The organism is Halobacillus rhizosphaerae (assembly GCF_046719735.1).
GTDB classification, from domain to species: domain Bacteria; phylum Bacillota; class Bacilli; order Bacillales; family Halobacillaceae; genus Halobacillus_B; species Halobacillus_B rhizosphaerae.
In genome coordinates this window covers 200,200-212,898 of the sequence record NZ_JAUTWQ010000008.1, presented here as the reverse complement: position 1 = coordinate 212,898, position 12,699 = coordinate 200,200, and the positions used below count along the sequence as shown (strand labels likewise).

The following is a 12,699-nucleotide window of genomic DNA, read 5'->3' as shown; positions in this document are numbered from 1 at the left end:
CTCTGATGAACAGGAAAAAGGAAATAAAAAATAAAAACCATTCTAGCGTAGGAAATACATGGAGACTTCTGCGGGAGGAAGGCATAGGTTTGACCCCGGAGTGCGCAGCACGAGGAGGCAAACCTGCCGCCCGCGAAAAGCGGAGTGTATTTCCGGAGCGGTCTTTCTTACCCCTGCACTTCCCTTGTTTGATCGTCTTTAAAGGCAGGTATTTTCTATTGTCTCAGGCTCTTTCTGTGTATCAAGGCTTCATCTACCTTCGTTAACTGTAATCCCCATAAACTCTTCCATTCTCTGTCATCACCCATTTTTAATCTCATTTATTGATTGAGTAAGCTCTTTAAATTTATGATCAAGCTCTTCATACCCTTTACTGCCGGGAGTGATTAAGCTCAGCCTGCCTAATACTTCCTGCCGTTCGGTTTCCAGGGTGAGCCGCAATTCCTCCTGTTCATCCGGCTTCTTAAATGATTCTTCCTCCTTCCATTGCTTTTTCAATGTCTGGTTGGAAATCATCAGCTTTGTAGTGGCTATCTTATCCAACAAATAACGGTCATGGGAAACGATTAAAAGCGTGCCCTGGTATTGGGTTAACGTTGTTTCCAGCTGTTCTCTTGACGGCAAATCCAGATGGTTCGTCGGTTCATCTAAGAGGAGCACGTCTTTTTCTTCTAAAATATATTTCATCAGCTTACATTTGACTCGTTCCCCCATGCTCATGCTTGCGATAGGCTCTGTCCACTGTTCACTTGTGAAACCTAGATGCTTCAGCAGATTACGCACGTGCCCTCTTTCCTGAAAAGAGTCCTTATCAAATAACTGTTCTGGTGTCTGGCCAAGAGGCAGGTCAAAGACTTCCTGCGTTAAATAACCGATATTTGCAGAAGGTGAGACCCATATCTCTCCTTTTGAAACGGGTTCTATCCCTTTAATCATTTTCAAAAAGGTCGTCTTGCCACTGCCGTTCGCCCCTGTAATCGCAACATTTTCCCCATGCTGAATCGTGAAACCAGTGCTTTTAAATAATGTCCCGCCTTGAAAGGACTTTTCTACATCCTTTACTTCAAGGAATCGTTTTCCTTTTTTAGCGTTCGCTTTTAAGGAAAAATTCACCTCGTGTTCAGGTGCAGGGGCATCCGCGTTTATTTTTTCCAGTTCTTTTTCCAAACGTTTTTGCTTGGACTTTACCTGGGTATCCATTCGTTTAGCTTTTTTTCGGTAATATTCCTTTGCCCCATCCTGTTTAGTCGATTGGGCATGGGCAGACTTTGACCAGGAGGTTAACTGATTCATTTGATCCTCCACCCGCTCTTTCATCTTCTGCTGCTTTTCGTATTCACGCTGCTGGGCAAGCCGCTTAGCTTCACGAAATTCAATGTAGCTCGTATAGCTGCCACTATGACTCAGAAGCGTTTTGTTTTCCAGCGACCAGATCTTAGTGACCACTTCATCCAGGAAATAACGGTCGTGAGAGACTAATATAATCGTGCCTTTAAAGCTTTGGAGCTGTTTAATTAGAAAGCGCAGACTCGATTCATCCAGATGGTTAGTCGGCTCATCCAGCAACAGCAGATCGGTATCCTGAGCAAGCCCTCTTGCCAGTCGTGCTTTCAGCTTTTCCCCGCCGCTTAACTCGGAGTACTTCCGGCTGGGTACTTGCCAATTCTTTAGTAACGACGCCTCTAATGAACTGACCTCGTCAAAATGGTAAGACTCTGTTTCCTGTTCCACCATCGTGATTCTTAAGTGATCCTGCAGATGTTTGATTTGTCCTTCTGACGGGTGAAGATCCTCGTTTAATACTTGCAGCAGGGTTGATTTACCTGCTCCATTCTTGCCTATAATGCCAATAATATCTCCCTGGTGCACATTCGCATCGATATCTTCCAAGATAGTCTGCTGGTGAATCTCAATCTTTATCTTTTGCAGCTGTATAAGTTCTAACATAAACCATCATCCCTTCAATTTCAGGGAGAATAAAAAAATCCTCCCAAATAGTTTTGGAAGGATTAGTCAAATCACATTTTTTCTGTATTCTAATAAGCTCTTCAGCCATACGGCTAAACAGTATATAGAAAAATGGGCAGACTAATCCTAAATTTTTTGCTATCTGAAATATAGAATTTCAAATATAAAAAAACGGATTAGTACTTCATCGGCCACCCATCATTCCTTTCGTCTGTAAGTAACTAACATCGTAACACTTTGTGCAATAAATTTACAAGTTGAATCTTATGTCTCTGGTGTATGATGCTTATGATTATTGAATCAAAGTTCTTTCTAAATATAGATGCCGGTCACTTGCGTATGGGAATTTTTCTTCGTAATGAAGAAGGTCGTGTACCTGTATTTTCCTTCGATAAACGATGATTGATTTTAGTTAATTGATGAAATATAGCTAGTAATACACCTAAAATGGCACCTAACAGCAGAGTATCTCCAAGTCCTTCTGGAATAATCCCAAGGCAAAAGGCAATGCCTATACTAATCCCCATGTATAGAAAGACGACCATCGTTGTCCCTCCCATTTTTTTGCAAAAGTAATGCAATCGACTATTCATTAAGTATAGTTCTCCCTTAAAATTTTACTACGAATATTAGAGTTCGACATTACGATACCGAAATTTACTGGAATTTTCATCTATGATAATCTGAATAGGGCAATTAACAAAGGAGGGAAAATTTGAATACCAAAATAAACGCAAAACATAAATTTTTCGTCTATTTGATTTCATATTTCATGACGATTTTACTCTTCCCTTTTGTTCTGGGAATGAAAATAAACGATAATTTTTCATTGAATACATAGGCATGGTCTCCGTATATGGTATGTATGTTCTTCCTTTTATCCTGATCATTGCAGTCCCAGTTAACCTTCTTAGTCACTACATTACTTATAGAATTACAAAATCTTCTTCATTGATTCACTTTCTCATTCACACGGTCACTGCTTTTTCCGCAGGATTATTGTTCTTTCAATCCGTTTCCATGGGGTTTAATACTTCGTTGGTCGGCATATTTGTCTTTGCAGCAGATATCTGGCTTCAGAAGCGGCCGATCGGAAAGCCGGTGAAAATCCTACTTATTTTACTTCCTCTTACTGTGGCTATTGGATTGTTCATTCCAAATGTCCTCAATTACATGGAATTTGAATCCATTAAGAAAAAAGAGCAGCCAGTGGTACATCTGACAGTCGGGGAACATAACACAACGATTAAACATCCGACCACATGCTGGGATAACGATGACAGCAATGGATGTGCGATTCCAGATACTCCATACTTAATCCATCAGGATCCTGTCAGCGCTCATGTATTCCCTGTGAAGGCTGCTCCTCAGATTCAAGTCGACCTATCACCTGTGGAAGAACCCTTCGATATGCAAGTTTTTTTCTTAAACAAAGGAACGGTACAGGAAATGAAGGTAGACGGAGGGCATGTTACTCTTCCTAATTCTTTAAAGGCACAAGTCGTTAGAGTAACAGCGACATTATCGGACTCCCGCAAGGTTTCTTTTTCTTTTGGCATTCAAAAGGAAAGTCACAGCCGAACCGTTGAACAGTAGAGCTCTTAAGAAAAACAGATGGAATCAGCAAAATCTGTAAAACCATAGAAAACCCGAACCAAGGTAAAATCAATGGTTCGGGTTTTCTGGCAAATAAAAAATACTTTGGTTCACCCTTTTGCTTTGACTACAGGTCAAAAATAGAGTCTGGACATTCATTCCCGCCAATCAGTCATTCACAAAAATCCCTCCACTTCCATATACAATACCAACGCCATCGCCCATGTCTGCAAGCGATATCCGCAGGAGGAATGCCTATGTCTCAATCTGGATTCGTCCCGAATAACACCAATATTAAAAAAACCAGCGGCACGCCAAATTTATTTTTTAATACGAGAGAGAACATTTTCTTTCAACGCAACCCTGAAAATATTGCGTATGAAGTTACTTCTACCCAGCTTCCTGCCATGATCGGCGGGGCTTTTGTCGACTTGTTTCTAACTAAGGGACATATTCGGGAACCGCACTGGCACCCTAATGCATGGGAGCTGGATGTCGTGGTTTCCGGTGAAGCCATTGTTTCTATCGTAGATCCAGATACGAAACAACTTCATAACTATAGTGCCAAAGCTGGTCAAGTGGTTTTCATACCCATGGCCTGGTGGCACTGGATCAGACCTGCTTCAGATAAATTACATCTCCATCTCTTCTTCAATAATGATCAATTTGAAACGGCTGAAGGCTCAGACACTCTAAGGTTAACCCCTCCGGAAGTCTTTAAAATGGCTTATGGAGCCAATCCGGAATTGATTGCCGAGGCACTGGCACCCATTAAAGAATCCGTGGTCATCGGCCCCCCGCAATCTCAGCATGCAATGAGGGCAGGTGCAGAACCAAGGGTGGAGTCCTCGTTTGAGGATGAAGAGGCACAGAAAGGGATTTCGGTTAAAATTAATCATCGCACCATCGACTATTAAAAAAATAGATAACACGGAAAAGAGATGAGAATCAAGTTGACCAAATATATGGATTACAGCTCACCTAAAGCTCAATTTGCGTTTGATATGAATACGAGTCCCTTGTTTAAAAAAGATAACCAGAACTTCATCAACATTTTAGGCGTCCAGCAGATGAATACGCTGGAAAACTCCTCGTTGTTAGACATTTTCATGAGCAAAGGTAATGTCGTAGAGCCTCATTATCATCAAAATGCTTCCGAATTGGTGTACTGCATATCCGGAGCCGCTATCGTGTCCATATTCAACCCCTTCAATAAGGAAATACTTAACTATGCGATTAAGCCTGGCCAAGTTGCCAATATCCCACAAGGCTGGTGGCACTATGAAACCGCCACCCAAGATCAAACCCACTTGCTGGCCATATTTGATGCCCCTACACCGGAAGTAATATTGGGGTCAGATATTCTTGCTTTTACGCCTGACAACGTGATGGCCCACACGTACTGTATGGATGAAAATCAGTGGAAGAAGACCACAGCTCCTGTCCAGCCTTCCACCTATATCGGACCTCCTAATAACTGCTCAAAAAACCAGCCTGCTGACTCACAAACCCGAGCTTACTCTCCTTATGCCTACTATCCTTACTATCATTATAATGCTCAGCAATGATAAATAAGCAAAGACCAGATTCGTTAACCGGTCTTTGCTTACATAGATTCAAGATTTACTTTTTGTTTAACTATCCGCAGTTTATTGTGGTACAGGCATTTCTACCTTTTCTTCATCAAATAAATCGAATAAAAACCCTTCAAATTCATCAAATCTCCTGGCAATGCTTGCTGGACTTACCCCATACTTTTGAGCGATCTCTTTTTGAGTGACTCCTTCATCGAGCAATTCAAAGAAAGGGGTGAACCGGATAAAATATTCAAGAGAAGCGGATAGAACCTCTGGCTTGCGGATTTGTGGATTCGTCTCCTCACAGAACCTCAGCCAAAAATTTCTCGCGCTTTGATAACCTTCTGCAGACTTAACAGAAGGCTCGACGTGCTGATCCAAAAGTGCAAGTACTTCTAACTCTGCTGGTTCTGCTGAATACATTTCTTCTGCTCGGTCCGGTACATCAAAGAACCAGGTATTCACTTCCGTTAGAAATTGGTTATGGAAATACGCAGTGATGGAAGATTCATCACTTTCAGCCGCTCGTTCCTTCAGCTTCTTCAAGTAGGACTCCCCCCATTTCTTCCCGCCAGGAAGGGCCAATGGGAAGAAATTATGCATATTTCCCCAGTTCATTAGAAAGCCCATATAGTACGGAGTATCTTCCAGCTCGTCCGTGTCTAAAGGAATGCTTTCTCTTTTCACTTGATAAAGTTGTCCGTCTAATTGGTCCTTTACGAGCAGTGTAGTTTCCGATTCCATCTTTTCCAATTTGAAAAAACTTGGGACCGCATTGACCCAGTCTTCGAACGCCTGCTTCGTCGCAGGACGAACGATGGTTTTCCGTTTTTTCTTTAAAAAGTATTCGAACGGAGATTCGCCATTTTCCTGAACGTCAAAGACTCCCTTGTAAATCAGGCCAACCAAATAAATCATTTGTTCTTCATCCGTTTCAGGAGCTTGATAAGGAAGCAGATAGGAATACTGGTCCATCATCACCTCTTGAAATTGATGCAGCAAATTGATCAGTTCATCGTCAATCTGCTTAGCAGGGAACTGTATAACATTCGACTTTCCGCAGCACTTTTTATATTTTTTTCCACTGCCGCAAGGACATGGTTCATTTCTTCCGATTTTCTCCACTGTAAGGCACCTTCTTTCTTGTTTTACTTGTGCTTTCAAGGGATTAGAAATTCCCCTGAAACACTAAGGATCGCTGTTTGAACTCTTGCTTACGAAGGAAATCCATAGATTAGGAAAGCTTCTTCTAAGGAAACAAAAAAACAACAGAACTTGACTATTGGTCCTGCTGCTCTTTCACCGTCAACTTATATTCGAACTCATAGAATTCCCCGTTCTTCTTGTCCCAAAAATTCCCGGGCTTACTCCCCATTTTCATAGGATCTGTATAATAGCCCATCTCATAAAGCGTTTCTTCATCGTGTTTAAATTGCAGTCTATATTCTGGCATCATGAAATCCTTATTGGAAGTGTCTACGGTTCCCGATTTGTTAAGTCCATTGACAACATCTGCGATCACTTGTTGATCTTTGATGGTCTGGAACTCTTCACTCGTATCCCAGCCCCGGACTTCAATACTCGTTACATTCTCTTTATCTAACTTAAAATTATTGCTCTGACATGCCATAAGAGATAATACACTTAGTAAGCAAAGGATGAAAAGAATGGGTCTGTTCACTCGCAGTCCCTCCTGTAGATTAGACACCGTCTGTCATACAATTAATCCGTTGCCGTGCTCGAACAAATCTTCTTATCTTAAATCGACAAGCAAGAAGCACGGATAGGTTCCCACTCTCTCATTGTATCTATGAAAAGGACCTTACGCAAAAAAAGAGGCGAGGGACACCTCTACTCGATAGAAGAACAATGAAAAGAAGGGAAAAGTGGAAGAGGTTGACCCTGACTGGCCGCTCCGGAAATGGTTCATATTTTCACTTCCATTTTCCTTGTTTATACTTTACAGCAAGACTTAGGAATAAAAGGGGGGAAAGAAGATCCACGACCTGTGAAAAATTTCGAAGTCCTCCGCCATACAGCCAAAAAATCCGAACGATGGAAGATTTCATCATCGTTCGGATTAAACAATAGCTAAAAGATTTTGTCCCAACCTCTTATTCGAAATAGACTTATTTAACAGGGTCCAGAGCCATACTGCTTCGGGGCCGTGCCGCTTTATACCATTGATAGCAAAGCAGGAAAATAATGATGGCATCAATCACATCTCCCCCGTAATACATAAGCATTCCTCCCGCTTCAGCCTCCCCTTTTATTACGCCAGGAGGGGGCTGAAAGTAAATGTACTTGGAAAGAACACCGTGACCCGCTAGCGCAATAATGAAGACCACCGTCCGGTACACATAGCTGTAACGGTGCGGAACGGGATCCATATAAACAAAGGCAACGGTAAACAGGTATCCGGCAGCAAAGACGTGAAAGTGAACGAGAAGGTGAAGCCATAGGTAATGATGCATGGCGGAATAGATTTCTGTTGTGTACAGGACCCAGAGTCCGCCGACATTAAGTATTGATGCTGTTACCGGATGACTGATCGTCCGTACAGGAGGACTTTTCAACACGCCGGTTACCTTTATAGCTAAGGGTTGAGGTAAAGCTCTCAGCAATAGAGTCATCGGGGCAGAGAGAGCTAACAGAAGCGGTCCAAGCATCCCTAGAAAGAGATGGCCGGTCATATGGGCTTGGAAATCCACCATCGCCCTGCTTGCTAACGGACCGGTAACCGCTGATGCAGAAATCACGATTCCCAGACTGAACAGGACATACCGATAAACCGGCCATTCTCTCAGATGGGATTTTCTATTCGACCAAAGCCCGGCAGTGAAATATAAAGCTAGCAGAAGAACGAATGGCAGAGCCATCAATCCTTGATAAATACCGTTGTCCATTATTCTCTGAAGTCCATGCTCCATTTAGGCCGTTCCCCCCATGTGTTTCCTGCTGTCACGAGTCTGGTAGGTTAATAGAATCCCTGCAATGATGAGAATAATCGCTATACCATTCCAAATTAAATCATAGGGAAGAATATGATCCACATAGCGAATCTGGTGGATCTTCATGAGCTTATGCTGAATGGTTCCATCATAAAGCTGGAAGCATCCAGAACCTAACAGCTCCCCTCCCCACCAGCGTTTGAAATGAAAGGCATGCCTTCTGCGTAAATCGGCCACAATAAACAAGCCACCGATCGTGGCAAACCAACTGAACGCATGGAAGAGTCCATCTGAAATCAAACCCACACTTTTTGTGGACTGATCATAGAAGTGGTGCCAAGCCAGCAGCTGGTGAAAAATGGTTTCATCTAAAAAAGCAGCCACTCCAATGCCAAACAAAATGCCCGCCCATATATTTCTAGATGCATAGTTCAACGCCTCTGAACGCTCTCCCATCGTATACCTCCTCTTTAACAAGCTATTTTTTACCAATTTCCCAAGCCTGCTTGTAATAAACACAAATCGAGGAGAATAAGCGGGAAGAACTAGAGATCGTCCATCGTACCCGAGTTATAGGAACAAACAAAGAGCTCAGCAGTAGCTGAACTCTTTGTTCTTCAGGCCCATTCCTGTTCCGGATAAAACAATACTTTCACGTAATCCCCGCGCCGATGAATTAAATCATCAAATGTCTGCGGACCGGCTTCCAGACTCAAGTGATGGGAAATCATCGGCTGTACATTAATCTGTCCGGTGCTCATGTAGTGGAGCGAAGAATGCCATTCCTCACCAGGAAACGGCGGAGAAATCGCATTCCACGACCCTAGCACCCTCAGTTCATTGCGAACTATCTTTTCAAAATAAAACCGTTCAATAGAAATATCAGCATAGGGAATACCCATGAATACGACTTCCCCGCCTTTTCTAGGGAGCGCGAAGACTTGGGCCGAGGTGACGGGCGAACCAGCGGACTCGACCGCTAGATCAACCCCGAGACCGTCCGTGAGTTCTGCGATTTGCACGTGCGCAGGTGTATGAAGTGAATTGATGCAAATGTCCGCTCCCACCTGCTTCGCAACCTCAAGTTTGGAATCATCAATATCGATGGCGTACACTTTTTTCGCTCCAAAGATCTTCGCCCATTGGACAGCTAACAGTCCGATGCTGCCGCAGCCCATGACAGCAACTTCTGCCCCTGGACGAATGCTCGTCCGGTAAAATCCATGCGCTACAACGGAAGAAGGTTCAACTAAAGCAGCTGTATCATAATCAACATTGTCCGGAAGCGGCAGGAGGTGAGTCGCAGGCAGCCGGACGTATTCGGCGTAAGCTCCTGGATGACGCGCGCCGATCACAGTCAGGCGCTCACAGCGGGAGAGTTCCCCTTTTTGACAGGGAACACACTTGCCGCAGTAAAAAGTTGGACAGCCGGCCACCCGGTCACCAACAGCCATGTTCGTAACCGCGGCACCTACTTCTGTAACCTCGCCTGCAAACTCATGACCGAATGTCATGCCTTCGACGTAAGGTCCAAGCTTCTTGTAACGGGAAATATCTGATCCGCAGATTCCCACCGCTTTCACTTTGATAATCACATCATCTTCATTTTCAATAACGGGTGCCGGTGACTGCTCAAATCGGATATCCTGTTCATTATATAAATTCAGAGCTTTCATCGTGCTCCTTCCTTTCTAGCTGGATTCTGCCCGTTGCGGTTTCTTTCTGCTGAAGACAAGCTTCACAGCAGCAAGACCCACCACAACTGAATTAAAGATCGTCTGGTGCTCAAAGTAGAAATCTCCAATGCCTCTCATCGGTCCCAGCATGAAATCTAGCAATGTCTCTACCATCGTTCACCCTCATTTCTATAGAAAATTAACGCGCTCCACGATTAAAGTCTCGAGATCCATCTGTTCACTTTTCAGTCGTGATGACTGATTAATCGATCGGTGTGAGCAGCACTTTAATCGCTTCGCCGCTTTTAATCGCCTCATACGCTTTATCCCATTCGGTAATATCAAATTCGTGGGTCACCATCGCTTTCGCGTTTACTCGGCCATTATTCATTAATTCCAGTGACGGTTCCCAATCAGCCGGTTTTTGACTGCGGCTTCCTACTAGACGGATTTCCTTTTGAATCACCTTTTCCAGATCAAATTCAATTTCCGGCCGGGCAAAAATTCCCACCTGGCCGTACTGGCCTTTTTTCCGCAATAGATCAAGACCCTGCTTCGCTGCCGGTGCAGCACCGGAGCATTCAAATACAATGTCCGCGCCATAGCCGTCCGTAAGTCCATTCACCAGCTCTTTCAAATCCTGTTTCTGCGTATCAACCGCATAATCGATGCCGATTTCTTCCGCTTTATTTAAGCGGACACGGTCATTGGTCAGGCCGGTTATAATCACGGTTGCTCCTCGGCTTTTAGCGACCTGAGCGGTAAATAATCCGATGGGTCCTGGACCAATCACGACGACGACATCGCCTTCATTTATTTCCGTTTTTGCTACGGCATGGTGTGTACAGGCGAGCGGTTCAGTCATCGCCGCAGATTTGAAGTCCACATTATCCGGAAGATGATGGACACTGTCTTTTCTCGCCACTAAATACTTGGCAAAGCCACCGTCCTGCTGGGTGCCTAATCCTTTGCGATAGTTACAGAGATTGTAGTCGCCATTCTGGCAATATTCGCATTCGCCGCAAATGTAGAACGTCGTTTCTGAAGTGACACGGTCGCCTGGTTTAAATTCAGTCACATCTTCTCCAACTTCGACAACCTCGCCGGAGAACTCATGACCGAGCGTAACCGGAACACCGACTTTATAGTGGCCTTCATACGTGTGAATATCAGAACCACAGATGCCCGCATACTTGACTTCAATTTTCACTTCGCCTGCTCCAGGCTGCGGTATTTCTTTATCTTGAATTTCCAGATTTCCGAATCCGAGTTCCGTTTTCACAAGTGCTTTCATTTAAAATCCTCCTCTATTAGTTAAACAAGCTGAAGATACGATAAATGATCCAGTTAATAATGTTCCCGCCCTGGTCAATACTTGAGATTTGCGCAGATCCTTCAGGCATATCGAAGTTCGCGTTGGTTGCCATTTGTGTAAACATTGGGGCAACATCGGTGGCGACGTATAAGGAGATCGCAATCATGACGGTTCCCACTATCACCGAGTGCACAATATTCCCGCGTGCCGCTCCAACAATAAAGGCAACCACAAATGGAATCGTTGCCAAGTCACCAAACGGCAGCAACGAGTTACCTGGAAGAATAACTGCTAGTACGACCGTTACAGGTACAAGGATCAGCGCCGTAGAAATTACGGATGGATGACCAAGCAGAACAGCGGCATCAAGACCAATATGGATTTCGCGTTCGCCAAAGCGTTTGGATAACCATTCACGAGCAGATTCTGATACAGGCATAAGACCTTCCATCAAAATCTTTACCATGCGCGGCATTAAAACCATAACGGCCGCCATAGACATCCCGATATCAATGACGTCACCAACGCTGTATCCGGCAAGAATTCCGATCGCAGCTCCTAAGAACAAACCGATAAAGATCGATTCACCGAACACCCCGAAACGTTTCTGAATCGTATCCGGGTCGGCATTCCAGTTTCTGACGCCAGGAATTTTCTGCAGCAATCGCACGAGGAAGATTCCTGGTGCGTACGAAATGGTACTTCCGGTTGCGATCGAAACACCCGGCAGTTCATAGAATTCGCTGACCATCGGTGCCGTCCAGTCGGCTACTTTCAAGCAGATCACCTGGAAGATAACAGCTCCAATTAAGGCTTGAACGATACTTCCAGAAATGGCATAAATCATCGCTGCCATGAAGGTGTAGTGCCAGAAGTTCCAAATATCAACGTTCATCGTTTTCGTTGTTTTCGTAACAAGCATAATGATGTTCACGATTAAACCAAGTGGAATGATAAATGCGGCAACAACCGAAGCCCAGGCAATCGAGGAAGAAGCTGGCCAGCCTACATCAATGACGTTAAGCTCAACGCCTAACCGGTCCACCATACCCTGAGCGGCAGGTCCTAAGTTATTAACTAGTAAATCTACGACTAAGAAGATCCCGACAAAGGCAACCCCGATCGTTAAACCTGAACGAAACGCTTTGCCCGGTTTCTGTCCGAATAATAAACCTAATAAGAAGATAGCAACAGGCAGAATTACGGTTGCTCCTAAGTCTAAGAAAGCTTGTATAGCATCAACAAAACCTTGCATTCTATTCGTCCTCCCTACGTAATGTACAGGATCCTCCCGGTTTCCCTGATTCAGAGAAACCGAGATTTCATCTGCTTACTTCTTCAATTCTTCTAATATTTCTTGCTTCGTGTCTTCCTTGCCAATGCCTGTTAAGAAGGAACGAGCATTGATGACTGGGAATGGATATTCTTTCTTTGTCATCGCTGTTGTCACAAGCAGGTCAGCTGTATCCACATAGCCACCGACTTCGGCAATTTTGATCTGAACCAGATCGACCTGCAGATTGTTTTCTTTTGCCATATCTTCAATGGCTCCATTTACTACGGTTGACGTTGCAATTCCAGCACCGCAAGCGACTAATACTTGTTTCTTTTTCATC

At 44.1% G+C, this 12,699-nt stretch carries 14 protein-coding genes; 3 read left to right on the top strand and 11 right to left on the bottom strand.

The features are described from left to right. Positions 1 to 300: 300 nt before the first annotated feature. Together abc-f and Q7A53_RS10880 are read right to left on the bottom strand one after the other, a co-directional pair. On the bottom strand, positions 301 to 1,947 hold the full coding sequence (gene abc-f / locus Q7A53_RS10885; RefSeq protein ID WP_411789191.1) for a ribosomal protection-like ABC-F family protein: 1,647 nt from the start codon (positions 1,945 to 1,947) through the stop codon (positions 301 to 303). Between the two features lie 350 nt (positions 1,948 to 2,297). Continuing rightward, on the bottom strand, positions 2,298 to 2,561 hold the full coding sequence (locus tag Q7A53_RS10880) for a hypothetical protein (RefSeq protein ID WP_411789190.1): 264 nt from the start codon (positions 2,559 to 2,561) through the stop codon (positions 2,298 to 2,300). Positions 2,562 to 2,811: 250 nt separating this feature from the next. On the opposite strand from Q7A53_RS10880, the gene Q7A53_RS10875 reads away from it, so the two are divergent. The 3 genes from Q7A53_RS10875 (at position 2,812) to Q7A53_RS10865 (ending at position 5,132) form a co-directional block, all read left to right on the top strand. Further along, a complete protein-coding gene (locus Q7A53_RS10875) occupies positions 2,812 to 3,564 on the top strand; it encodes a hypothetical protein (RefSeq protein ID WP_411789189.1) in 753 nt (250 codons plus the stop codon). Between the two features lie 257 nt (positions 3,565 to 3,821). Then, positions 3,822 to 4,481 carry a cupin domain-containing protein gene (locus tag Q7A53_RS10870; protein ID WP_411789188.1) on the top strand — a complete coding sequence of 220 codons (660 nt, stop codon included), beginning with the start codon at positions 3,822 to 3,824 and terminating at the stop codon, positions 4,479 to 4,481. 36 nt (positions 4,482 to 4,517) lie between these two features. Continuing rightward, on the top strand, positions 4,518 to 5,132 hold the full coding sequence (locus Q7A53_RS10865; RefSeq protein ID WP_411789187.1) for a cupin domain-containing protein: 615 nt from the start codon (positions 4,518 to 4,520) through the stop codon (positions 5,130 to 5,132). An 81-nt stretch (positions 5,133 to 5,213) separates the two neighbouring features. On the opposite strand, the gene Q7A53_RS10860 is transcribed toward Q7A53_RS10865, so the two are convergent. The 9 genes from Q7A53_RS10860 to Q7A53_RS10820 all read right to left on the bottom strand — a co-directional run bounded on the left by Q7A53_RS10860 (position 5,214) and on the right by Q7A53_RS10820 (position 12,698). Then, the gene (locus Q7A53_RS10860) at positions 5,214 to 6,266 is read right to left on the bottom strand and encodes an SEC-C metal-binding domain-containing protein (RefSeq protein WP_411789186.1); all 1,053 of its coding nucleotides are present in this window, start codon (positions 6,264 to 6,266) and stop codon (positions 5,214 to 5,216) included. Positions 6,267 to 6,420: 154 nt separating this feature from the next. Further along, on the bottom strand, positions 6,421 to 6,822 hold the full coding sequence (locus Q7A53_RS10855) for a hypothetical protein (protein ID WP_411789185.1): 402 nt from the start codon (positions 6,820 to 6,822) through the stop codon (positions 6,421 to 6,423). Positions 6,823 to 7,270: 448 nt separating this feature from the next. Next, entirely contained in the window at positions 7,271 to 8,071 is an 801-nt protein-coding gene (locus Q7A53_RS10850) for a cytochrome c oxidase assembly protein (protein WP_411789184.1), read from the bottom strand. Further along, complete coding sequence (locus tag Q7A53_RS10845; RefSeq protein ID WP_411789183.1) at positions 8,072 to 8,548, bottom strand: DUF2243 domain-containing protein; 477 nt, start codon at positions 8,546 to 8,548, stop codon at positions 8,072 to 8,074. A 161-nt stretch (positions 8,549 to 8,709) separates the two neighbouring features. After that, positions 8,710 to 9,768, bottom strand: a complete 1,059-nt coding sequence (locus Q7A53_RS10840) for a galactitol-1-phosphate 5-dehydrogenase (RefSeq protein WP_411789182.1) — start codon at positions 9,766 to 9,768, stop codon at positions 8,710 to 8,712. 15 nt (positions 9,769 to 9,783) lie between these two features. Then, positions 9,784 to 9,942, bottom strand: a complete 159-nt coding sequence (locus Q7A53_RS10835) for a hypothetical protein (RefSeq protein WP_411789181.1) — start codon at positions 9,940 to 9,942, stop codon at positions 9,784 to 9,786. A gap of 88 nt (positions 9,943 to 10,030) precedes the next feature. Next, complete coding sequence (locus Q7A53_RS10830; RefSeq protein ID WP_411789180.1) at positions 10,031 to 11,062, bottom strand: zinc-binding dehydrogenase; 1,032 nt, start codon at positions 11,060 to 11,062, stop codon at positions 10,031 to 10,033. A gap of 16 nt (positions 11,063 to 11,078) precedes the next feature. After that, complete coding sequence (locus Q7A53_RS10825) at positions 11,079 to 12,338, bottom strand: galactitol-specific PTS transporter subunit IIC (protein ID WP_411789179.1); 1,260 nt, start codon at positions 12,336 to 12,338, stop codon at positions 11,079 to 11,081. A 75-nt stretch (positions 12,339 to 12,413) separates the two neighbouring features. Then, on the bottom strand, positions 12,414 to 12,698 hold the full coding sequence (locus Q7A53_RS10820) for a PTS sugar transporter subunit IIB (protein WP_411789178.1): 285 nt from the start codon (positions 12,696 to 12,698) through the stop codon (positions 12,414 to 12,416). Position 12,699: the final 1 nt, after the last annotated feature.